The organism is Streptomyces sp. NPDC006012, assembly GCF_042871185.1.
Taxonomy (GTDB): Bacteria; Actinomycetota; Actinomycetes; order Streptomycetales; family Streptomycetaceae; genus Streptomyces.
Genome location: NZ_JBIAIE010000008.1, coordinates 173,167 through 194,333 on the forward strand (window position 1 = coordinate 173,167; position 21,167 = coordinate 194,333).

General features: G+C 68.3%; 21 protein-coding genes. 10 read left to right on the plus strand and 11 right to left on the minus strand.

Annotated elements, in window-relative coordinates:
• Positions 1 to 123: 123 nt before the first annotated feature.
• Positions 124 to 2,427: a glycosyl hydrolase family 18 protein gene (locus tag ACFYPJ_RS17495; protein ID WP_389017579.1), complete on the plus strand. Its 2,304-nt coding sequence runs from the start codon at positions 124 to 126 to the stop codon at positions 2,425 to 2,427.
• Positions 2,428 to 3,392: 965 nt separating this feature from the next.
• Here ACFYPJ_RS17495 and ACFYPJ_RS17500 read toward each other — a convergent pair.
• Both ACFYPJ_RS17500 and ACFYPJ_RS17505 read right to left on the minus strand, forming a co-directional pair.
• Positions 3,393 to 3,572, minus strand: a complete 180-nt coding sequence (locus ACFYPJ_RS17500; RefSeq protein WP_389017250.1) for a DUF397 domain-containing protein — start codon at positions 3,570 to 3,572, stop codon at positions 3,393 to 3,395.
• On the minus strand, positions 3,569 to 4,438 hold the full coding sequence (locus tag ACFYPJ_RS17505) for a helix-turn-helix transcriptional regulator (protein WP_389017253.1): 870 nt from the start codon (positions 4,436 to 4,438) through the stop codon (positions 3,569 to 3,571). The genes ACFYPJ_RS17500 and ACFYPJ_RS17505 overlap by 4 nt, the downstream gene beginning before the upstream one ends.
• 176 nt (positions 4,439 to 4,614) lie before the next feature.
• Here ACFYPJ_RS17505 and ACFYPJ_RS17510 point away from each other — a divergent pair, with 176 nt between their 5' ends.
• Together ACFYPJ_RS17510 and ACFYPJ_RS17515 are read left to right on the plus strand one after the other, a co-directional pair.
• Positions 4,615 to 5,040 (plus strand): ATP-binding protein, encoded by a 426-nt coding sequence (locus tag ACFYPJ_RS17510; protein ID WP_389017256.1) that lies wholly within the window; start codon positions 4,615 to 4,617, stop codon positions 5,038 to 5,040.
• The gene (locus tag ACFYPJ_RS17515) at positions 5,033 to 5,320 is read left to right on the plus strand and encodes a hypothetical protein (RefSeq protein ID WP_389017259.1); all 288 of its coding nucleotides are present in this window, start codon (positions 5,033 to 5,035) and stop codon (positions 5,318 to 5,320) included. The genes ACFYPJ_RS17510 and ACFYPJ_RS17515 overlap by 8 nt, the downstream gene beginning before the upstream one ends.
• Before the next feature lie 99 nt (positions 5,321 to 5,419).
• Here ACFYPJ_RS17515 and ACFYPJ_RS17520 read toward each other — a convergent pair whose 3' ends face one another.
• The 3 genes from ACFYPJ_RS17520 to ACFYPJ_RS17530 form a co-directional block, all read right to left on the minus strand.
• Positions 5,420 to 6,562, minus strand: coding sequence for a hypothetical protein (locus tag ACFYPJ_RS17520; RefSeq protein WP_389017262.1), 1,143 nt, complete (start codon positions 6,560 to 6,562; stop codon positions 5,420 to 5,422).
• 118 nt (positions 6,563 to 6,680) lie between these two features.
• Positions 6,681 to 7,529, minus strand: a complete 849-nt coding sequence (locus ACFYPJ_RS17525; RefSeq protein WP_389017265.1) for a helix-turn-helix domain-containing protein — start codon at positions 7,527 to 7,529, stop codon at positions 6,681 to 6,683.
• A gap of 18 nt (positions 7,530 to 7,547) precedes the next feature.
• Entirely contained in the window at positions 7,548 to 8,315 is a 768-nt protein-coding gene (locus tag ACFYPJ_RS17530) for a DUF6879 family protein (protein ID WP_389017268.1), read from the minus strand.
• A gap of 193 nt (positions 8,316 to 8,508) precedes the next feature.
• Here ACFYPJ_RS17530 and ACFYPJ_RS17535 point away from each other — a divergent pair, with 193 nt between their 5' ends.
• The 3 genes from ACFYPJ_RS17535 (at position 8,509) to ACFYPJ_RS17545 (ending at position 9,618) form a co-directional block, all read left to right on the plus strand.
• Positions 8,509 to 8,730, plus strand: coding sequence for a hypothetical protein (locus ACFYPJ_RS17535; RefSeq protein ID WP_389017271.1), 222 nt, complete (start codon positions 8,509 to 8,511; stop codon positions 8,728 to 8,730).
• A 97-nt stretch (positions 8,731 to 8,827) separates the two neighbouring features.
• Positions 8,828 to 9,052 (plus strand): DUF397 domain-containing protein, encoded by a 225-nt coding sequence (locus ACFYPJ_RS17540; RefSeq protein WP_389017274.1) that lies wholly within the window; start codon positions 8,828 to 8,830, stop codon positions 9,050 to 9,052.
• Between the two features lie 95 nt (positions 9,053 to 9,147).
• Positions 9,148 to 9,618, plus strand: a complete 471-nt coding sequence (locus ACFYPJ_RS17545) for a hypothetical protein (RefSeq protein ID WP_389017276.1) — start codon at positions 9,148 to 9,150, stop codon at positions 9,616 to 9,618.
• A 59-nt stretch (positions 9,619 to 9,677) separates the two neighbouring features.
• Here ACFYPJ_RS17545 and ACFYPJ_RS17550 read toward each other — a convergent pair whose 3' ends face one another.
• From ACFYPJ_RS17550 to ACFYPJ_RS17560, 3 genes are all read right to left on the minus strand, one after another.
• Positions 9,678 to 10,601, minus strand: coding sequence for a serine protease (locus ACFYPJ_RS17550; RefSeq protein WP_389017278.1), 924 nt, complete (start codon positions 10,599 to 10,601; stop codon positions 9,678 to 9,680).
• 26 nt (positions 10,602 to 10,627) lie between these two features.
• Positions 10,628 to 12,115, minus strand: coding sequence for an alpha/beta fold hydrolase (locus ACFYPJ_RS17555; protein ID WP_389017280.1), 1,488 nt, complete (start codon positions 12,113 to 12,115; stop codon positions 10,628 to 10,630).
• Positions 12,116 to 12,294: 179 nt separating this feature from the next.
• A complete protein-coding gene (locus tag ACFYPJ_RS17560) occupies positions 12,295 to 13,275 on the minus strand; it encodes a WD40 repeat domain-containing protein (RefSeq protein WP_389017283.1) in 981 nt (326 codons plus the stop codon).
• An 88-nt stretch (positions 13,276 to 13,363) separates the two neighbouring features.
• On the opposite strand from ACFYPJ_RS17560, the gene ACFYPJ_RS17565 reads away from it, so the two are divergent.
• On the plus strand, positions 13,364 to 14,041 hold the full coding sequence (locus ACFYPJ_RS17565) for a GDSL-type esterase/lipase family protein (protein WP_389017286.1): 678 nt from the start codon (positions 13,364 to 13,366) through the stop codon (positions 14,039 to 14,041).
• A 134-nt stretch (positions 14,042 to 14,175) separates the two neighbouring features.
• Here the strand turns inward: ACFYPJ_RS17565 and ACFYPJ_RS17570 are convergent, their stop codons facing one another.
• The gene (locus tag ACFYPJ_RS17570; RefSeq protein ID WP_389017289.1) at positions 14,176 to 16,062 is read right to left on the minus strand and encodes an N-acetylmuramoyl-L-alanine amidase; all 1,887 of its coding nucleotides are present in this window, start codon (positions 16,060 to 16,062) and stop codon (positions 14,176 to 14,178) included.
• A gap of 520 nt (positions 16,063 to 16,582) precedes the next feature.
• Between ACFYPJ_RS17570 and ACFYPJ_RS17575 the strand changes: the two genes are divergently transcribed.
• Together ACFYPJ_RS17575 and ACFYPJ_RS17580 are read left to right on the plus strand one after the other, a co-directional pair.
• A complete protein-coding gene (locus ACFYPJ_RS17575) occupies positions 16,583 to 17,182 on the plus strand; it encodes a Uma2 family endonuclease (protein ID WP_389017292.1) in 600 nt (199 codons plus the stop codon).
• Between the two features lie 65 nt (positions 17,183 to 17,247).
• Positions 17,248 to 18,240: an aldo/keto reductase gene (locus ACFYPJ_RS17580; RefSeq protein ID WP_389017295.1), complete on the plus strand. Its 993-nt coding sequence runs from the start codon at positions 17,248 to 17,250 to the stop codon at positions 18,238 to 18,240.
• A gap of 276 nt (positions 18,241 to 18,516) precedes the next feature.
• On the opposite strand, the gene thpR is transcribed toward ACFYPJ_RS17580, so the two are convergent.
• Entirely contained in the window at positions 18,517 to 19,095 is a 579-nt protein-coding gene (gene thpR, locus ACFYPJ_RS17585) for an RNA 2',3'-cyclic phosphodiesterase (RefSeq protein WP_389017298.1), read from the minus strand.
• A 56-nt stretch (positions 19,096 to 19,151) separates the two neighbouring features.
• Between thpR and ACFYPJ_RS17590 the strand changes: the two genes are divergently transcribed.
• Complete coding sequence (locus ACFYPJ_RS17590; protein WP_389017301.1) at positions 19,152 to 19,736, plus strand: GNAT family N-acetyltransferase; 585 nt, start codon at positions 19,152 to 19,154, stop codon at positions 19,734 to 19,736.
• Positions 19,737 to 19,804: 68 nt separating this feature from the next.
• On the opposite strand, the gene ACFYPJ_RS17595 is transcribed toward ACFYPJ_RS17590, so the two are convergent.
• The gene (locus ACFYPJ_RS17595) at positions 19,805 to 21,163 is read right to left on the minus strand and encodes an MFS transporter (protein WP_389017304.1); all 1,359 of its coding nucleotides are present in this window, start codon (positions 21,161 to 21,163) and stop codon (positions 19,805 to 19,807) included.
• Positions 21,164 to 21,167 lie beyond the last annotated feature (4 nt).

Consider the following 21,167-nt stretch of genomic DNA (forward strand, 5'->3'; position numbering starts at 1 on the left):
CCTCGGACAGGTACGCGCCCTACGACCGTCCCGTCATCGGGCGTCGGTGCACGGACACGCGACGCGGGATCCCGCTCCCGCCTCCCCACACCAAGGAGAACCGTGTTCACCAGATCCAGGTCGATCAGACCCAAGCCGGCCAGACCCCTGGCGTCTCCGCGACGGCGGTTCGTCGCCGCGCTCACCACTCTCGCCCTCGCTCTGGGCGGGCTGCTGGGCATCGCCACGCCGTCACAGGCGGCGGGCGCTCTCACCGCCTCGTTCACCAGCGCCGACAACGGCCCCTGGTGGAAAGGCACGTTCGTCGTCAAGAACAACAGTGGCGCACCGGTGACCGGATGGACCCTGGAGTTCGACCTGCCGGCCGGGGTCGCCATCAGCCAGCACTACAACGGGACCGCGACCGTGAACGGCTCCCACGTCACCGTCAGCAACGCCCAGTACAACGCCACTGTCCCGGCGAACGGCAGCACCGAGCCGTACAGCTACTGGTTCGTCGCCACCGGTCCGATCACCGCGCCGACCGGCTGCCTGATCAACGGCGACAAGTGCGACGGCAGCCCCGCCGCGCCCCCGTCCGCACCGGCCGGTGTGTCCGTGACCGGCACCACGGCCCGGACGGTGAGCCTGAAGTGGAACGCCTCGGTCCGCGGTGACTTCCCCGTGGCCGGGTACGAAGTGCTGCGCGGTGACGCCGTCGTGGCGGCCACGGCCACCACCTCCGCCACCGTCAGCGACCTGACCCCGGCGACCGGCTACAGCTTCACCGTCCGTGCCAAGGACACCCGCGGCAACCTCGGTACGCCGAGCGCACCCGTCACCGCCACCACCGTGGACCCGGCGACCGACCCCGTCCCGCCGACCGCCCCCGGCGGCCTGCGCGCCACCGCCGTCACCTCCAGCACCGTCGCCCTGGCCTGGAACGCGGCGACCGACAACAAGGGCATCGCCGCCTACGACGTGTACCAGGGCACCACGAAGGTCGCCACGGTGCCGGCGGACACCCTCACCACCACGGTCACCGGACTGTCCCCCGCCACGGCCTACGGGTTCACCGTCAAGGCACGCGACGCCGCCGACAACGCCTCCCCGGCGAGCAGCACCCTCACGGTCACCACCCGGGAGGCCGTCGGCGACGGCGGTTACGCGACCGTCGGCTACTTCGTCCAGTGGGGCATCTACGGCCGCCAGTACAACGTCAAGAACCTGGACACCTCCGGCGCCGCCGCCAAACTCGACGTGGTCAACTACGCCTTCGGCAACATCGACCCCGTCAACCTCACCTGCCTCAACGGCGTGGTCAAGGGTGTCTCCGGCAACCCCCAGGACCCCAACGAGGGCGAGGGGGCAGGGGACGCCGAGGCCGACTACGGCCGTGCCTTCGCCGCCTCCCAGTCCGTGGACGGCGTGGCCGACGACGGCTGGGGCAAGCTGCGCGGCAACTTCAACCAGCTCAAGAAGCTCAAGGCCAAGTACCCGAACCTGAAGGTCGTCATCTCCCTCGGCGGGTGGACGTTCTCCAAGTACTTCTCCGACGTCGCCGCGACCGACGCGTCCCGCAAGAAGTTCGTGAAGTCCTGCGTGGACATGTACATCAAGGGCGACCTGCCCGCGTACAACGGCGCCGGAGGACCGGGGGCCGCCGCCGGGATCTTCGACGGAATCGATCTGGACTGGGAGTGGCCCGGATCCCCCGACGGTCACCCCGGCAACCACTGGAGCACCGCCGACAAGGCCAACAACACCGCCCTGATCGCGGAGTTCCGCAAGCAGCTCGACGCGCTCGGCGGCGACCACAAGCTGCTCACCGCGTTCACCCCGGCCGACCCGAAGAAGATCGACACCGGCTGGGACACCTCGAAGATCTTCAGCGATCTGGACTACGCCAACGTCCAGGGCTACGACTTCCACGGCGCCGGCAGCGACAACTCCTGGGAGCCGAACCGCACCGGCCACCAGGCCAACCTGTACACCGACGCCCAGTCGCCCTACCCGAACGACTTCAGCATCGACGGTGCCGTGAAGGCGTACACCGACGCCGGTGTCAGCCCGCGCAAGCTCACCATCGGCTTCCCCTTCTACGGCCGAGGCTGGAAGGAGGTCGCCGACGGAGGGGCCGGCGGCGAGTGGCAGACCGCGAACGGCGCGGCCCCCGGCCAGTTCGCGGAGGAGGCGGGCACCCGCGGCTACCAGAACCTGATCACCAGCTACCCGGGCATGACCGTCGTCCACGACCCCCAGTCGATCGCCACCTACGGCTACACGGGCAACGGCGGCCAGTGGTGGTCCTTCGACGACACCTGGTCAATCGGAAAGAAAACGGAGTACATCAAGTCGAAGGGGCTGCTCGGCGGCATGATCTGGGAGATGTCCGGTGACACTCCGAGCGGCACCCTGATGAACGCCCTGGACTCCGGGCTCCGATAACACCCCGCCCCACCCGTTCATCGACACAGCGCCCGGCGGAGTCCCGCCGGGCGCCCTCGTCCTACGCGACCCCAAGGACACGGCAACGCAGCGAGGACGTCAGGCACGCCCCTGCTTCACCGCCGCCCCAGAGGCCCTGCACGCGCGAACGATGTGGTGCCCGTCGGTCTGCGATTGGGGCACGGTGGCCGTGAAGGGTCGGTGAGGTTGAACTGTTTCGGCGCCTCCTCCGTTGTGAGGCCAGGGGGATGGGGGATGGTCGGCCGAGGAGAGGCTCGCCCAGCATCATGTGCGGTTCCGATGTGAAGACCGGTGTCGCCACACCGCTGCCGAACCCGCTCGTCCGTTCTCGCTTGTTCCTTGCCTCGCCCACTCCCAGCCGGTTGCCGGCCTGAACTGCATTGTTTCGAGCAAAGGATGGAAAATGGCACCGACCTCCGCGCCCAGGGATTCCGGCTCGCAGCCAGAACCCCAGCCTCACCAAGGCTCCGCTGCCGCGCACTCTCAGGAGGAGAATTATAACTTTGCGAATTTTGTGCGTAGTTCGGGTGTGCTTAATGTTCCGCCGTCAAGGGCCGAGTCGGCTCACTCTCAGGCTGATCTGAGGGCCATACGGCAGTCCATGGATGTACCTGATGGCACCGGCCCTGGCTATCGGCTCGCCGACAACATACGATCCACACTGCCGAGCGCGCAGCCCGATGGGAGTGCGCACGCGGAATCCCGCACTCCCAGCACCGGCCCCGGCTACAACCTCGCCGACCTCATACGAGCCAGTTTGCTCAGGGAACAGAGCGGTATGAGTTCGGTCCGGGCTTCCCGTACGGATTCCGGTCCAGCCGCCGCCGACAAGACGTATGCAGCGCCGGCCCCGTCCAAGAAGGCGCGTGGGCGCTGACGGGAGTGTCCGGCAGACGGCCGCGCCCGGCGGTGTACCGCCGGGCGCCCTGCGTCGTGCCTGATCCCTACGCGAACTGGCGTATGAACGCCTGCCAGGTCTCGCGGGAGACGGTGAGGAGGGGACCGTGCTGGTGCTTGCTGTCGCGGATGGCTCGGCCGTTGCCGGTTGTGTCGGCGACCTCCACGCAGTTACTCTCCGGCTGGGAATACGACGACTTACGGAAGGGACTTTCGACCTCGGTCACGATGCGTCTTCCTTCAAGCTCCGCAGAATGCTCCGGATGAGCTTCGCGCTCGGCTCCGGTGCCAGTGCCGACGATCGTAGTAGGTCGTACATATTGGCGTAAGCAGTGAGGTCTTCGGGATCTTCGAGGACCGAGGTCCCTCTCAGGTTCTCCAGGGTCACCGCCTCGACCACCGGCTCGGAATCAAAGCTGAAGGCGGAGAAGTCCGAGGTCACAGCTCCAAGAACACCTGCACTGAACGGCAGTACCTGCACCGTGACGTTCTTCCGCCTGCCAACCTCAAGAATCGCGGCAAGCTGTTCGCGGTGAATCTCGACATCCACCAACGGGTGGGCGATGACTGATTCTCCAAGGACGGTGGAGTACGTTGCCCCACCCTCTTGGATCTTCGCCTGCCGACTTTCGCGTACCTTTCCCAACTGGGCGATCCGCTCCGGGGCGATGTGGTGAGGGTTTCCCCTGGCGATCGCCTCAGCGTAGGACAGAGTTTGCAGAAGCCCGGGGACCAGGACCGGCTGCCACTCCCGGATATAGGTCGCGTCGTCCTCCAGCGCGATGTGGTCGAGATAGTCCGCCCGCAGGTGTGCGGCATGCTCCAGCCACCAGCCCCGTCGCTTCGACTGACGTGCCAGATCCTCAAGCTTCTGCCGGACTCCCGAGTCATGCACCTCGTACGCATCCAGTAGCGCTCTGATTTCGAGCGGGCGAGCTGACACATGCCCGGTCTCGATGCGACTGACCCTGGTCTGATGGGCGGCGATCACCTCGGCGGCCTGGAGTTGGTCCAGCTTCGCCGCCAGTCGGTACGTCTTGAGCGCAGATCCAAGTCGCCTGCTGCGCACGGTCGGTCGTCCACTCACCGGCATTCCGGCCCCCTCTCAGTCGCAACGAAACTGTAGAGCATGCCGTCATCGAACATATATCCAACAGCATGCATGCACCTCATTCGATTGTGATTCGCCCACTTTCTAACTTAGCCTCATGGGCGCAAGGAGCTTGCAATTCTGCATCTTGACGGTCAGTCAGGAGGTACAGCACCCCCATGCCCGAAACCCAAACCTTCCGCGTCCCCAACCGCAGTGAGCACGTCCCCACCGCCCGCCACCGCATCCGCGAGACCCTCGCGGACTGGGGAATCACCGGCGCCGTCGCCGACGCCGTCACCCTCTCCGCGAACGAACTCTTCACCAACGCCGTGGCCCACTGCCGCACTTCCTGCACGGACGTCGAAATCACGCTCGCCCTCGATGGCCCGGTGCTGATGCTGGAGGTCTCGGACCCGGACCGGGATCTACTCCCCCGGCAGCACGACTCCGGGCCGGACGAGGAGTGCGGACGCGGGCTCGCGCTCGTAGCCGGGCTGGCGGCGGAGTGGGGCCACCGGCAAGAGGCACACGCCAAGTGCGTGTGGGCCCGGTTCACCGACGTGGAAAGGCTGGAAGGCGCCCATGTTCCGGCGGATGTATGACGCGCTCGCCCGCCTCCTCGGCCGACCACGCACCGATTGCCCCACGGCCGATCTCGTGGACCTCGCACAGGAGGTCAGAACCCCGGACCCGTACGTCTGGCAGCTGCCGAACCCGTACGACGCCCGCTGGCGCCGCTGGGCCAAACGCAGCCGCGCGGCCGGCCGGTATCTGCCAATCCCGCGCGAGGAAGAATGCTGGCAGGCGCCGGCCCGTACCCGTCCGCCGCTTTCCTGGCCGACCGACGACGACGTGGTACGGCCGTACATCCTCAGACCCTGATGCTCCGGCGACCGTCAACCACTGCCAACGGAACAGCGCCGCCACCGGGCCGCCGGCCAAAACCGCCCGGCGACCATGTCACGGCGGACACCCCACACCTCACGAACGACCGAATGGGCGACCCGCGCCCTGTCCGGACGGATTAGTCGACCAATTCCCCCACCGAGACGAATGGTCCGGGGACTGGCCGGATCCGGTGGACAGATAGTGGGACGCGACCCCAGGGTCACCGGTAAGGGACAGCAAATACTGGTTGTACGCATCGCTGTCGAGGGCCGGAGCGGATGAGGAATCCGGTAGGAACTCCTGTGGGAAGCCGACAGCGGATGAGGAATCCGGTAGGAACTTTTGTGGGAAGCCGGCAGCGTAGGCAGCCACGCCCGACGAGCCCAAACCGAACCCCGCGACGCCATCCTGCTGCGAATGTCCCTGCAATGCGCCGTAATCGACGTACTGATCCCAACCCCAATCTACCGGAGGAGGCGGAATGACCCACTCTGCCACCTGGGACGGACCGGCCTGGGATGCATCGGTATGACCGGATGCAGCGGGAAACTGAGCCGGCCCTGGGGCCAGGATCCCTTGACGCAAAATATCCAGGGAATCCTGGGCCCCGCGCTCTTGCGCCGCCCGCTTTTTCAGCCAATACTTGAGCGTGTCACGCGGGACGCGTTCAGCTCGCGCAAATTCTTCCAGCGAGCCACTTTGACCAAAAAACTTATCCAAATATTCCTTCTTCTCATCGTCTGTATATAACTTGACGGAGTGACCCCTGGCCCGCCTCTCCCGGCAATCATCCACCGCCTGCTGCGACAGACCATACTTACTTGCATTCTTCGCCCAACGCTGCACGGTCCTTTCAGTGATGGGATCGGGCTGCCCAGTGACGGGATCGCAATGATCGCGACCGAACTCGGCCAACGTTCGCTCCTCCAAGTCCGCCATCCACGCCTCAAGAATTCGCCTGATCTCGTCTGACGAAATTCTCTTATAGCGACTCCGGACCTTGAGGCCCGCACCACGTTTATTCGAGTTGGTTACCCCATAGTTGAAAGTTGACGGTACCAGTCCATTTTCTTCGGCAAATTCCCCCTGACCGCCTTTACCGCTGTCCACGGAACTCCTTGTGCTGCTCCAGGTAGACCTTCTCTTCTTCATCGGAATGTTCCATTTCTTCTCCTTGTTGGTGTGCGTGAAGGGCGCGCGACCCAGGAGGACGGGTCGCGAGGTCGTGTCGCTCACGACTTCAACGGGAGGGCGCCCGGTCTGGTTCACCGGGAGGCCGGGGCGGGGACGACGTCGGCATCGCGATCGGCAGCGAGGCCGGAGGACCACGACGACGTGGTACGGCCGTACGTCCTCAGACCTTGATGCTCCGGCGGACGCGCGCGATCACCTGCTGGGCGTCGGCCCCGAAGACGGCCGACTCCGCGAGGGTGTCCCAGACCCGACGGTAGAGAGCGATCGTTTCGGCATCGTCGAGCCAGAGTTCGGCGTGCCAGTCCTCTACGGTGACCAGGCGGTCGTCCAGCATGCAGAAGGAGTTGCCCAACATTAGATCCAGGTTGGCGTCCAAGGGCAGGATCCCCATGTGCACGGTGTCCATGCCCACCACGCCAAGCAGGCGGTCCAGTTGCGCCGCCAGTACTTCGGGTGGGCAGAGCCGGGCCCGCAGCACACTCTCATGCATGAGCAGGTTCAGCCGCTTGCCCGGACGGTACAGCCACTCCTGCCGTTTCATACGGGTCCGCACCGCGGTTTCCGTGTCCCGTGGGGAATTCAGCAACGCAGAGTGGCCCTCGAAGACGTGCCGAGCGTAGTCGGCCGTCTGAAGCATCCCGTTGATAGCGGCGTTGCTCAACGCGTGCATGGTCTGGGTATCAGAAACGAGGGAGTTCCAGGTTTCCTGGACCGGGCCGTGCCCTCTCGACAACTGGCGCCGCCAGGACCGGATGTGGCTCTCGAACCCCTTGAGACGACCCCGTAGTTCCGAAAAAACCACGGGCTGTCCCACAGCCTCTGCCCACGCCCGGAGGTCGTCGTCCGTCGGCGTCTGCCTGCCGTTCTCCAGCTTGCTGACCTTCGACTGCGGCCACCCCAGACGCTGGGCCAGGTCGGTACCGGTGAGCCGACCATCAGGACTCTCGACACGTAGTTCTCTGAGCCTTCGGCCCAGTTCCTCACGCGCTCTCTGGTAGTCCGTGCTCACCGGTACCCAATCTGGCTCCTACGCGTCACCGCTCATCTCAGCCGTGAACTGCTTCCACGGTACGGCGTGATGCCAAGCAGCATCCCGGATCATGGCGCAGCGCACCACCTCTGCCGGCTCCGTGATGAGGTCCACGTGCGTGAGCTGGTCGTCGTCATCGAACCGCAGGAGCGCGATGAGGCGGCTGTCGAACAGCCAGAAGTCCTCGACTGGGAGCCGGAGCTGGTCCGCGTCGGTGCGCCACATGTTGCGGATGTCTTCCCCGCTTGCGATGTTCCACCGGGCGCCCTCAAGGAGGTAGCGCTGACCGGTGGTGGCGGGACGGTCCACGATGCGTACCCGCTCGACCCGCTTCCCTTGCGCGGTCTGCGTACGCATCGTGTCGCGGAACGCCCTGGTAGCAGCGCCCACCTGCCAGTCCTCGATGACCTTCCCGGTCTCGATGAAACTCTCCCAGCGGTCGCTGGCCTCATCACTCGCGTACCGCCGACGGGTCTCCAACCGCCACGCGGTGTGCTCGAACTTGGTGAACAAGTTCCCGAACTCGTCCAGATCGATGGTGCGCACCTGCCGCCTCCGCTCCTTCGGAGTCCAGTCCACGAGCAGGTCCCTGGGGACCACGATCGCGATCTCTCCCTCCGAGCGGTGGTGAAGCTGTGCGATGTCCTCCGGGTCCGTGAGCGGAGGGCCATGCACGATCACCTCTCCGCTGTCCAAGTCCTCGTGCACGGAGGGGCATCCACCGCCATCACTCCCGGTCCCGTTGAACCGCAACCTGCGTGCCATATACGACCACCCCTGGATGTTGACGAAGTTCGCGCCCCCAGCATGTCGGTACCTCTGAGTGAAAGTTCATGCATCCAGAGTGACCGGAGAAGAATAATCGAGAATATTCCACACCTTGCGCACTTCCCCCCGCCTACGGTCATCACCCCAAGCCGAACCACTCGGCGAGCCCCCGGGAGACACCGTGACACCCATGGCGAACGCACAGCAGACGCACCCGCAGCACAAGCGCTCAGCACAGCTCCCCCGCGGCTTCGACGCATGGCTGTTGGACTGCGTACCCGCCCCCGGCTGCGACGTGTGTACCGCGAACTGGCGGCAGCTCCCCCGCAAGGAGTCCGGTGATCTCACCCTGGCCGCCCGCCACGCCACCGAGATCCGGGACCACACCTCGGGCGTGCACGGGCAGCCGTAGACCTGGCGGATCGCCCGACTCCCCCTCATGGACTCCCGCCTGTCACGGGCGGCGGCGGTCGGCCACGGCCGCGACAGCAGAGCAGGAAGGCACAGCGATGGTGAACGGAACCGACCTGTACGCGCTCGACATCGGCACGGCCTCGTTCGTGAAGGCTTGCGGCGGCCCCTGCACCGACGGGTGCGTGACGCTGGCCCGGATCGGCGAGGGCATCTGGGCCCTCGGCGACAGCAAGCGGCCCGAGGCCCAGCCCCTGAGGTTCACCCAGGCGGAACTGGACGCGGCCGGAATCGACCTGGCGCGGTTCGGCCTGCACGTCTGAGCCGACTCCGCCCTCCCCAACTGGTCCTGGCGTGCCCTCGGCAGGCCAGGACCAGCCGACTCCCCGATCCGCCGACGCCCCGAACTGGACGCCCCGTGCACCACCACGGCTACCTGTGGACCGGCCCGAAGGCCCGCTTCGACCAGGAGGCGCTGCGCCGCCCGCCGCATCCCGAGCCGCCGCCGGCCGGGAGCAGACCCGAGCTGATTCAGCGGTACCGCGAGGTGGTGGCGGAGTTCCCCAGGTCGGACCTGCCGCCGCTGGAGACGGCCTATTGGCTCGTCAAACCCGGTTCTCTGGTGCGGGGCAGCTGGCCGGAGCCCACGGCAGCGGCCGGGTGGCTGCGTGAGCGGCTGGCCGAGTACGCGTCCCGCTTCGCCGCCGAGGCCCAGCGCGACGACACGTACCGCGCCGCCCTCGTCGCCTCCGCCGTTCAGCGGCTGGCCTCGGGCGGTGACGTGTCGCTCGGCTTCTACCTCGAACGTCCCGCGTTTCTTTCCCTGGCCCTGGTCACCTGCGGCCCGAACCGAGCCAGAGCCGAACTACGGTGCCCGCTGGGCGAGTAGTCCCCTGTGCCCGTCGGCGCGCAGTCCCCGGGCCGGCGGGGGCGCGACCCGCGGTGTTCTCAGTGCTGCTCCGCCTGCCCGCGACGGGGATCGGGGCGGGGCAGCAGGCAGCCGGTGCGGTCCAGGTCCAGCTTGTTCCCCGGGGCGACGCACGTGGCCAGCCAGTACGTCTGTGTGGCGTAGCCGATTCCCTTGTGCGTGCTGATCGTGCCGTTCCGCGCCATCTCGCAGGGGTTGTCCAGCGTGCACTGGCCGCCGTCGTGGTTGCTGGTGTTGTTGATGCCCACGATCTGGCCGCCGGAGATCACGGGAGATCCCGAGGTGCCGGAACTGGTGTCGCATGCGGGCGTGTACCGCAGGACGTCCTCGGTGGAGTTGCCCGTCTCCAGGACCCGGTAGGCGAACTGGTCGAGCTTGCAGCTGAACTCCTGCTTCCAGCTCGCCGACACGACCCGGAGGTCCGCGCCGCGGGTCGGCCGCCGGTCGGAGACCGTCAGCGCTTTGACCCCGTGGTCCCGTTCCAGTTGCCGGTAGGTGGTCTCGACCTGGTAGAGGGCCATGTCCGTGCCGGTCATCGTGACGTAGAGGGCCTTGCTCGCGTGCAGTTGCACCGCGGTGTCACCGGTGCGGCCGAGCACGTTGAACAGGCGGTGGGAGGGTTGGTCCACCAGGACCTCGCCCGGCACCGGCCAGGCCCCTTCGTAGCAGTGGCCGTTGGTCATCACCATCGCCCGGTCATCGGGCTGTGAGGCGGGCATCCGGACGACCGCACCCGAACAGCCGTTGACCTCGGCCGTGCCGGTGAAGCCCGGTTCGTCACTCTGTGCGGCCGAACTCGTCGACCGTGCCGACGCGGTCACCGTCGTGGTCCCGGCGGAAGCGGCCAAGGGGCCGGACGGCGCGGCGGAGCCGGTCGGTGCGAGCAGCAGGAGACCGAAAAGTGCCGCGCCGAGCGGGGCGCCGATCTTGAAGCGACGTTGCATGGTGGCTCCTTGTCGTACGGGGGCGCTCATTGCACGCCGGGGCAGGTGCCGTTGGTCGTCCTGCCGTTCCGGAAGAACTCCAGGACCTTCGACACACAGGGAAGATGGGAAAGGGAGGAGTGCACGTCGTCCTGGACGGTCAGCAACCCGCCGCCGATCGCCTTCTGGGTTTCCTGGGCCTCGTTGAAGGGCGTGACAGTCTCATAGGTGTGGCCGGACAGCTGGAGCGGGCTGGTTCCCCGTTTCACCGGGGTGGGGGGAACCTTCAGGGGCCAGTCGGCACACCACGGGCTGAAGTAGGAACCCTTGAGGGGATCCGCGGTGCGACGCGCCTGCAGGGCACCCCACAGTCCGGAGAAGTCGGTGGGACTGGTGGCGCCGTTGCACAGCATCGCGTTGTACTGCAGGCCGTTCATGCCACCATGCGGAGTCTCGTAGCCGAAGGGGCGCCGCTTCGCATCCCCCGTGGTCTTCGGCAGGGCTTCGGGCAGTCCGCCCTCCAGCACGGTCACCAGGTCGATCGCCGACGTCACCCAGCCACTGGGAGTGCTGGAGGCGAGGCCGACCACCCAGTCGCCGTTCATCACCTCGTCGCCGACGACCCGGGGCTTGCGGTCCAGTTCGTCGCGGAGATCGGCCAGTTTCCGCGTGAGGGCGGCGGGGTCCGTGCCCAGGTGGTATTCCACATCGTGCCGGGCCAGCCACTGGGCGAAGCTGCCGTAGGGCGACCCGACCGCCTCGATTGCCGCGTCCATGGCGGAGTGGTCGAACACCGGCGGCAACACCGAGTCCAGCCACATGTGGCTGACCCGGTCGTCGAAGAGCGACCGGTAGGCGATGCCGACGGCGGTGCTGAACGACACACCGTAGTAGTCGATCTTCGGGGCGCCGAGTGCCTGCCGGAAGGAGTCGAGGTCCCGGGCGGCGTTCGCGGGGGTGAGCTGGCGCACGAACTCGGGGTCCTTCGCCACGCACCGCTGGTTGAACTCGGACTGCGCGTCGAACTCCGCCTTGATGCGCTCCCGCGGGCCGGCCGTGGGCGGTGCGTCCGGGGACTCTCCCGGATCGCACTCGATCTTGTCGCTGTAGCTGGCGCCCCGGTCGTCCATGCTGACGATGTCGTGGTCGACGGCGAGCGGGCTCAGGCCGGTCTCCAGCACGCCGGCCGGTGCCGAGACCTTGAGCAGGCCCGGTCCGCCCGTGCCGTACACCAGGGGAATGGTGTTCGACCCCGGCTTGCCGGCCTTGAGCCGGCTGACCGCGACGTTGATCTTGCGTCCCTGTGGTGTGGAGTAGTCCAGGGGGACAGTCAGTTGTGCGCACTCCGTACGGTCGTCCGGAATGGGCCAGTCCTTGGCGACGGTTGTGCAAGGACGCCAGTCCAGTGCTCCGGCGCCCTTCGAGGACGCCGGCGCGTCCTTCGGGACGGCGGACGCCGACGGGAGCAGCAGTCCGCTGAGCAGCACCGTCGACGCAAGCAGGGTGCCGCGGCGCAGCATGACAGGGGGTGGCATGGGAGAAGACCCTCCATGGGATGAGTCGTTCGCCTTCGATGGCGTACGGGGCCAATGTGGTGGGACCCCGTCTCCATGCCGTGGCTGTCAGGCATCGGGTACCGCTTCAATACGCCTCTGTCATGTATCAGTTGGGTGCGCGGCGGGGCGGCAGGCGCGGGCCGCCGCGCCCGACCGGGTCAGTCCCGCCGCCGCAACCGCCGAAACCACAGCAGCGCCGCCACGACCAGTGCGATCACGGCGGCGGTCTTCAGGCCGGAACTCGTGCTCAGGCCCGCGCCCGTACTGCCGGACGAGGAGTCGCCGGTGCTGGAGGGCGAGGCGGATCCGCCCCCGGCCGGTGCGGGCGCGTCCTGCACCGTCACCTCGCTCTGCTCGCCCTCGGTGCCGTACAGGAGCTTGGTGCCGTCGGCGGAGTAGGTCACGGACTCGCCCTGCCGCTGCAACGGCACGTCGAGCCGCTGCCGGCGCTTGATGCCGCCGTCCTTCCAGTCGTACAGGATGCCGCCGAGGTAGCCGCGCACCGCGAGTTGCGAGCCGTCCGGCGAGAACGCGGCGTCCGTCGCCCACAGGTCGACGGGTGCGACCGGCTTGAAGACGTTGGTGCCGGACGGCGACAGCTGCGCGGGGCCCTCGTAGAGGTGCCCGCCGTCCTCCTTCTTGTCGATGATGTAGACGCGCCCCGTCTTGGGGTGCACGGCCAGCGACTCGGCGTTGCGGGCGCCGTCCGAGTACGTCACCACGTACTGCGTGGCGCGGATCGTCTGGTCCTTCAGCTCCTTGGGCTCGGGCAGCCGGTAGATCCAGACGTGCGGCCACTTGCCGTCGAGGTTGTCGCCGATGTCACCGACGTAGATCTGGTTGCCGGGTCCGATGGAGATCGCCTCGACGTCGCGCGGGGAGCCGATGCCGCTGAGGCTCACCGTGGCGACGGTCTTCCCGGTGGCGCTGTCCACGGCGTAGATGTACGGCCCGTCGTCGCTGTCGTTGTGCGTCCAGTAGATGCCCGGGTGGAGGCGGGAGGCGGCGAGGCCGCTGGACTCGGTGATCCGCGGGTCCTTGATGGTGAACCCGTGGTCGCCGTCGGCCGCGGCGGCGGGCGGTGCCACGAGGGCACCCGTGAGCAGAGCCCCGGCGATGAGGGCCAACGAGAGACGCATGCCCCAAGCCTGCCATCCCGCCCCGGGGACGGCCCGGCGTGGTGGGCCTCACACCCCGTCGGGCACCGTGATCGACCATCATGATCGGATGCTCAGGCTCATGCCCGTCGGTGATTCCACCACGATCGGAAGTGCGGGCGAACACACATGGCGCTACCGGCTCTGGCGCCACCTGTGCGCGACCTACGGCGGCCCGTTCACCCTGGTCGGCCCGCGCGAGACGCTCTACGACAAGGCCGCGGACGCACCGGTCTCCCTCGCCTACGCCGACCCCGGTTTCCCCCGCGGCCACCTGGCCGGCTGGGGCGAGGGCTTTGTGCACCTGGCCCCGCTGATCGGCGAGGCGATACGGGAGGGGCGGCCGGACATACTCCTGGTGTCGCTCGGCCTGATCGACCTCGGCTTCTACACGGACGCCGAGCAGACGGACCGCAACGCCCGCGCCTTCATCACCGCGGCACGCGAGGCCGACCCGCGCATCCGGATGGTGCTGCTGCCGGTCGTCCCCAACATCCGCGCGCAGGCGGACGACCTCTTCGCGGACCAGGTGGCCCACTTCAACGTCCTGCTCGCGAAGACGGTCGCCGACCTCGACCGACCCGGCTCCCCCCTGCTGCTGGCCGAGCCGCCGCCGACGTTCGACATCCACTGCGACACCTACGACGGCACCCACCCGAGTCCCGACGGCGAGCACAAGATCGCGTCGGCGTTCGCGGAGGCGATGTGGCTGGGGTGGGGGGTGGGTGAGCGGTACGCGGGGGCATGAGCCCGGGCCCCGGCCGCGGTGGACACGGCGAGACCCCGCCCCGGTGTGGCGGCACCGGGACGGGGTCGGCGGGGTCGAACCGACGACTGCCGGTTCTACGGCTGCAGGATCTACGGCTGCAGGATCTACGGCTGTCAGTTCTGCGGCGTCGCGGGCCGCGGGTGCACCCGGACCCGGTGGGCGGTGACGTCCGCGGCGTCGACCAGCGCCACGCGGTGGTTGTACTGGATCGTGTAGAGCTTTCCGGCACCCTTGACCACGGTGTCGCCGGCCTTGAAGAAGTCGTCCGTGGAGACCGGCTTCCGGGTGGCGACGTACGCCTGGCCCGCGGGGATCGAGTACGCGCTCAGCGGGGCCACGGTGGAGGGCTTCAGGTCCGCCGGGTACTCGGACGGCTTCGGGTAGCCGGAGCCGTACACGTCGACCGGGGCGTCACCCGCCGCGCTGACCACCTTCACGCCGGTGGCGGGAGAGGTGTTGACGCCGCCCGGGTTGTAGAACCACACCTTCGCACCGGCGTACCAGATGGCCGTCCAGTCGCCGTTGACGTCCGCGACCACGAACTGCTGGCCCTGGGAGACGGTGCTGCCCCAGTCGCTGATCTCGTTCGTGCCCTTGGCGTCGCCCTTGTGCAGGCCGGGGTCGGTGAACACCGGCGCGTCCGTGCTCGGCCCGGTGCGTACGTACAGGAAGTTCGACGGCTCGGTCTGATCGGTGCACTCGGTGATCGCACCGGTCGGGTCGTCGTACGGGCAGACCTTGGTGGTCTGCTTGTTGGTGTCGAACTCGGGGTTGATCGTCACGGCGGAGCCGACCTGGCCGACCCCGTGCGGGGTGTCGTCGACCGGGGCGTCGAGCATGGCCATGAAGGAGTTCCAGTTCCAGTACGGACCCGGGTCCCAGTGCACGCCGGCGACGTAGTCGTCCAGCGGGCCGGGCACGTTGTCGTGGCCGACGATGTGCTCGCGGTCCAGCGGGATGTCGTACTTGTCGGCGAGGTACTTCACCAGGTTGGCCGTGTCCTGGTACACGCTCTGGGTGTACCAGGTGGCGCCGTGGGCGGCGAAGCCCTCGTGCTCGATGCCGAGGGAGTGCATGTTGAACCAGAAGTTGCCCGCGTGCAGGGGGACGCCCTGGTTGGGCACCATCTGGGTGACCCTGCCGTCGGCGGCCATGATGTAGTTCGCCGCATCGCCGTTGCCCGCCTTCTGGAAGGCGCTGACGGCGGAGTCGTAGGACGACTCCGTGTCGTGGATGACGATGTACTTGATGTCCAGGCCGTCGGAGGGGCGGTCGGCCGCCTGGTAGTTCGACGCGTCGGCCGGCAGGAACGTGCACGGCAGGTCGGACGGGCACTCGGCCTGCGGGGTGGTCGACGTGGCGTTCAGTTTCAGCCCTTGCAGCTGGCCGGAACTGGTCTTCAGCGACGGGTCGGAGTCCAGGTTGACCTTGTCGCCCTCCGCGGTCGTCCGCTTGGCGCCCTTCTTCATCTGCGCGAACACCCGGTCGGCGAACGCACCGGCCACCGCCTGGTCCGAGGAGCCGCTGTAGCGGGCGACCGCGCCGTACCAGGCGGCCGGGTCCGAGGACGTCTCGCCGGTCAACTCCTTCTGGTACGAGGCGAGCAGCGCCGCGCCGCCGAGGATGTTCGTCCGGGAGTCCTTCCGGAGCTTCTCGGGCGCGACGTCGAGGAGCTTCGCCGCCTTCGTCAGGGTGTGCATGGACGGGTTCGAGGCGGCTTCGCTGAGCCCGGCGCGACCGGCCTGGCCCGCCCCGCCGCCCGCCAGCATCTTGGGGGTCACGTCGGTGAGGCTCATGGGCCCGTATCCACCGGAGGTGTTGTACTGCCCCTCGTGCTGGTCCCACTGGGACTGCGCATAGGCGACGCCGAGCAGGACCGACTCGGGGACGTGGAATGTCGACGCGGCATCGGCGTAATCGGCTTGTTGGCCGGAATCGCCCGAATCGTCGGGGCCGGATGCCTGGGCTATGGCGGGCAGGGCGAACCCGGCCGCAGCCACCGCGACAACGGCTGCGAGCAGCTTCTTTCGCGATTTCCTTTTATGCAAGAAATTTTCCCCTTCGTGCTGGCGCGTCAATGGGTCCGGAACGTCTCACGCCGCCCTGCGAGAACACGCCCATCGCAGCGAAATTGATTAGACACCACTGGCCTCACAACGGGTCAACTGCCCCTTGGGTTCAGCTCTCCAGGGCATCCACACGGTTACTCACGCGCCGGAAAATGGGGCTGCCCAGCCCGTATGCAGCACTTGCGACAAAAATCTGCGTGGCCGGTGAATGGATCCCGACAGATTCTTCGCACGATGACCTGACGGCGACCACAGGAACGTAAACTCACCCACCCCGGATCTTCACAAAAGACCCGCAATTCGCTCCGCGTTCACATTCACGGACGCCGACCACCGGATTCCCACGGCCACCCGCCGGTCAGGTGCGGTTCCCTCCGTGTCCGGATCACCGTACGTATCGTTGTTCCGCGCGGCAGCCCCGCTCGTGGGGCGGCCGGGGAGGACCGCCACGATGACCGTCCTTGAAGACAGGATCGAGATGGCCGAGGAAAACTGCGGACTGACTCTGGACGGCATGTTCGAGTCGCTTGAGCGGACCACCCCCGAGGGCTACAAGGTCGAGATCGTCGAGGGCGCGGTCTTCATGTCGCCGCAGCGGGACACGCACTGGGAGATCATCCTGGACATCATCGAGCAGCTACGCGCCAAGTACCCCCGCATGCGCGTGAAGTCGGACGTCCGCATCGACTATCCGGGCCACCTCAACGGCTTCGCCTCCGATGTCACGCTGGTCGCGGAGGCGGCGGAGCAGACGCCCGGGGGCCTGTGGCGCTGCGGTGACGTCGAGTTCGTGGCCGAGGTCATCTCGAAGGGCACGGCCCACAACGACTACGGCCCCAAGAAGGCCGCGTACGCCGTCGCCGAAGTTCCCGTGTACCTGATCGCCGACCCGTACCAGGGCAAGTGCCACCTGTACACGCAGCCCAAGGACGGCGAGTACGTCAGTGAGCTGACCGTCTCCTTCGGAACGGACGTGGACATGACCGCCACGCCCCTCGGTCTCACCCTCGCCACGGACGAATTCCCCCGCGACCAGCGCCATCGCCCCTGACACCGCGGCACATCCACTTCCACGTGCTTGCATTGAGCGCACTCGAAGTCGTTGGCTTGGATGCCATGGAGTACACGCAGCTCGGACGCACTGGACTCAAGGTCAGCCGACTCGTCCTCGGCACCATGAACTTCGGCCCGCTCACCAATGAAGCCGACAGTCACGCGATCATGGACGCGGCGCTGGACGCGGGCATCAACTTCATCGACACCGCGAACGTCTACGGATGGGGCCCGAACAAGGGCCGCACCGAGGAGATCATCGGCAACTGGTTCGCGAAGGGCGCAGAGCGGCGCGACAAAGTGGTGCTCGCCACCAAGGTGAACGGCAACATGGCCGCGGAAGACCCGGCCTGGCCCAACCACGACAAGCTCTCCGCGGTGAACATCCGGCGGGCGGTGGAGGCCAGTCTGAAGCGGCTCCGGACCGACTACATCGACCTCTACCAGTTCCACCACATCGACCGGAACACTCCCTTCGAGGAGATCTGGCAGGCGATCGACGTCCTCGTCCAGCAGGGCAAGATCCTCTACGCCGGGTCCAGCAACTTCCCCGGTTACAAGATCGCCCAGGCCAACGAGATCGCCGAGCGGCGCGGCGGGACCATCGGGCTGGTCAGCGAGCAGTGCCTGTACAACCTCGCCGAGCGACGCGCCGAGATGGAGGTCATCCCGGCCGCCCAGGAATACGGCCTGGGCGTCATCCCGTGGTCGCCGCTCCAGGGCGGACTGCTCGGCGGTGTGATCAAGAAGGAGACCGAGGGCGGCAGACGAGCCACCGGGCGCACCGCGGACGTCCTCGCCAACACGGCCCAACGCGCGCAGATCCAGGCGTACGAGGACCTGCTCGACAAGCACGGCGTCGAACCGGGCGAGGCGGCGCTCGCCTGGCTGCTCACCCGGCCCGGCGTGACCGGCCCGATCGTCGGCCCGCGCACCATGGAGCAGTTGGAGTCGGCCCTGCGCGCCCTGGAGCTTGAGCTGTCCCGGGAACTGCTGGACGGGCTCGAAGAGATCTTCCCCGGTCCGGGTCCGTCCCCGGAGGCGTTCGCCTGGTGACGGGTCCCGGCGCCGAGCCGTAGGGCAGGCCGCAGGACAGTACGTCGCGGGCCGCGTCGCGGTGGCCGGCCGCGTGGGCGGTGGCCGGCCGTTCGCGCCGGCGGGCCGCGTCGCGCCGGCGGGCCGTTCCCGGTGCACGGCCGCGTCGCGGTGCCCGGCCGCGTCGCGGTGGCGGGCTACCTGCCGAGGGCCGCCGTCAGCGCCACCACCACGAACATCAGCACGAGCGCAACGGCCATGATCCGGTTCCGGGTTTTCGGGTCCACGCAGTCGAGATTAACCGGCCCCGCCGAGCGCCCAGCGGGCGACCGTCTCGTAGCGGGGCTGCTCACCGGCGACGCCGGACCTCGGCAGGTTGCTGCGGACCAGGACGAGGTCGGCCACCGTCCAGGTGCGACTGGTGAAGGCGGCGAGCGAGTCCAGGTACGGCTGGACGTCCGCGCCCGCCCGGTCCCGGGCGCGGGCCAGCGTCAGATGGGCCCGGTAGCGCCGGTGCTCCTCCATCGGCACGCCCGCCCTGCGCGCCGCGGCCTCCGCCCGCTCGGCCAGCAGGCGCAGCGCCGCCAGGTCGCCCCGGACCCCGGTCCACAGGGCCCGGCCGCCGCCGAACTGCCCGCCGCCCGCGAGGGCGAGCGGGAAGGGGGCGCCGCGGTGGGCCGCGCGCGCCAGGCGGGCCGAGAGGTCCGGTACGAGCGTGTCGTCGACCTCGCCGTAGAAGGCGAGGGTGAGGTGCCAGCCGGGGCGGCCGGTCCAGCGCAGTCCGTCCGCGCCGGGCAGTCCGCGCAGCCCGTCGGCCTCGACGGCCAGTTCACCGACGACGTCCGGAGGGGGCAGCACGGCGGCGAAGAGTCTCATGGCCTCACCCTCCCAGACGGGCGGGCGGGCGGGCGGGCGGGAGCATCATGGCGGCCATGGAACAGAGCGAGAAGATCACGATCAGGGCCGGACTGCCCGCCGACGTCCCGCTGATCCTCGGCATGTTCGACAGCGGCGTGGCCTGGCTGGCCGCCCGGGGCCGCACCGCGCAGTGGGGGCGGACCCCCTGGTCGGCAGATCCCCGGTCGGTGGCGATGGTCGAACGGTACGTCGCCGAGGGCGCTCCGTACATCGCGGAGTACGCGGGGGTCCCGGCGGCCACGCTCACCCTCACCGACGGGCCCGGGCCGTACGTCCGGCCCGCGGACGAACCCGAGCGCTACATCCACATCCTGGCCTCCGACCGCCGTTTCCAGGGCCTCGGCGTCGGGTCCGCCCTGCTGGCGCACGCGGCGGCGGAGACTCGACGCAGCGGGGTGTCGCTGCTCCGGGTGGACTGCTACGCGGGCGGTGACCGCAAGCTGGTCGCCTACTACGAGCGCCACGGCTTCACCCCGACCGAGTCCTTCACGGTCGGCCGGGACGCCTGGCCGGGGCAGACCGAGGCGGCCTGGCCGGGACAGGTGCTGGCCCGCAGGGTGACAGCGGCGGGCGGCGAGGCACGACCTCCAAGGACATGAGCGGGGCGGGCGGCAGGGGACCTCGAAAGACATGAGCGGGTACGAGTCGGCCCGTCCCCGGCGGGAGGTCACCCCGCCGGTGACAGTTCCGGCTCGGGCTCCGGCTCGGGGCGGACGAACCGCACGTGCGGATGGCCGTGGTTCCAGCCCATCGACAGGCGCAGCCCGCCCATCCGGACCAGCACCAGTCCGATGGCGGCGGCCGACAGCGTCGAGACGACGCCGCCGAAGAGGAAGCCGATCCGCGGTCCGTAGGCGTCGGTGATCCAGCCGACGATCGGGGCGCCCAGCGGCGTACCGCCCATGAAGACCATCATGAACAGGGCCATCACCCGGCCGCGCATCGCCGGGTCGCTGGCCATCTGGACCGAGGTGTTCGCGGTGACGTTGGTGGTCATGCCGAAGATCCCGATCGGGACCATGAGCAGCGCGAACAGCCAGTACGACGGGGCGAGCGCGGCCACCGTCTCCAGGGCGCCGAAGGCCACCGCGGCGGCGATCAGCAGCCGCAGCCGGGACGTGCCACGGCGGGCGGCGAGCAGCGCGCCGGCCACCGAGCCGACCGCCATCAGCGTGTTGAGGAGGCTGTAGCCGCCGGCACCGGCGTGGAAGACGTCGTCCGCGTAGGCCGAGAGCCAGACCGGGAAGTTGAAGCCGAAGGTGCCGATGAAGCCGACCAGGACGATCGGCCAGATCAGCTCGGGGCGTCCGGCGACATGGCGCAGGCCCTCCCGCAGCTGGCCCTTGCCCCGCGGGGTCCGCCGGGCGACGTGCAGTTCACGGCCGCGCATCAGCAGCAGTCCGGAGACGGGGGCGACGAAGGACAGTCCGTTGAAGAGGAACGCCCAGCCGGTGCCGACTCCGGTGATGAGGACACCCGCGACGGCGGGGCCGATCAGCCGGGCCGACTGGAAGTTCGCGGAGTTCAGGCTGACCGCGTTCTGCAACTGGTCCGGGCCGACCATCTCGGAGACGAAGGACTGGCGGGCCGGGTTGTCGACGACCGTGGCGAGGCCGGTGGCGAAGGCGGCGACGTAGACGTGCCACACCTGGACGTGGCCGGAGAGGGTCAGCGCGGCGAGGACGAGACCGGCGAGGCCCATCCAGGTCTGGGTGACGAGGAGGACGGGCCGCTTGGGCAGGCGGTCGACGAGGACCCCGCCGTAGAGACCGAACAGCAGCATCGGCAGGAACTGGAGGGCCGTGGTGACGCCGACGGCGGTCGAGGAGCCGGTGATGCTGAGCACCAGCCAGTCCTGGGCGATGCGCTGCATCCAGGTGCCGGTGTTGGATATGACCTGGCCGGCGAAGAAGAAGCGGTAGTTCCTGATTCCCAGGGAACTGAACATCGAGGACCGGCGGGCGGCGCCGCCGGCGGTGGAAGTGGTAGGTGCGGGGGCGGAAGCTGCTCCGGGTCCCGAACTCAAAGGT

Bases quoted from the DNA above. Each gene is read 5' to 3' on its own strand.
- ACFYPJ_RS17555 (WP_389017280.1), bottom strand. From the start codon at position 12,115: ATGCCACCCCCTGTCATGCTGCGCCGCGGCACCCTGCTTGCGTCGACG.
- ACFYPJ_RS17540 (WP_389017274.1), top strand. From the start codon at position 8,828: ATGGTGAACGGAACCGACCTGTACGCGCTCGACATCGGCACGGCCTCG.
- ACFYPJ_RS17505 (WP_389017253.1), bottom strand. From the start codon at position 4,438: ATGCCGGTGAGTGGACGACCGACCGTGCGCAGCAGGCGACTTGGATCT.
- ACFYPJ_RS17510 (WP_389017256.1), top strand. From the start codon at position 4,615: ATGCCCGAAACCCAAACCTTCCGCGTCCCCAACCGCAGTGAGCACGTC.
- ACFYPJ_RS17550 (WP_389017278.1), bottom strand. From the start codon at position 10,601: ATGCAACGTCGCTTCAAGATCGGCGCCCCGCTCGGCGCGGCACTTTTC.
- ACFYPJ_RS17530 (WP_389017268.1), bottom strand. From the start codon at position 8,315: ATGGCACGCAGGTTGCGGTTCAACGGGACCGGGAGTGATGGCGGTGGA.
- ACFYPJ_RS17590 (WP_389017301.1), top strand. From the start codon at position 19,152: ATGGAACAGAGCGAGAAGATCACGATCAGGGCCGGACTGCCCGCCGAC.
- thpR (WP_389017298.1), bottom strand. From the start codon at position 19,095: ATGAGACTCTTCGCCGCCGTGCTGCCCCCTCCGGACGTCGTCGGTGAA.
- ACFYPJ_RS17575 (WP_389017292.1), top strand. From the start codon at position 16,583: ATGACCGTCCTTGAAGACAGGATCGAGATGGCCGAGGAAAACTGCGGA.
- ACFYPJ_RS17560 (WP_389017283.1), bottom strand. From the start codon at position 13,275: ATGCGTCTCTCGTTGGCCCTCATCGCCGGGGCTCTGCTCACGGGTGCC.
- ACFYPJ_RS17565 (WP_389017286.1), top strand. From the start codon at position 13,364: ATGCTCAGGCTCATGCCCGTCGGTGATTCCACCACGATCGGAAGTGCG.
- ACFYPJ_RS17580 (WP_389017295.1), top strand. From the start codon at position 17,248: ATGGAGTACACGCAGCTCGGACGCACTGGACTCAAGGTCAGCCGACTC.
- ACFYPJ_RS17535 (WP_389017271.1), top strand. From the start codon at position 8,509: ATGGCGAACGCACAGCAGACGCACCCGCAGCACAAGCGCTCAGCACAG.
- ACFYPJ_RS17515 (WP_389017259.1), top strand. From the start codon at position 5,033: ATGTATGACGCGCTCGCCCGCCTCCTCGGCCGACCACGCACCGATTGC.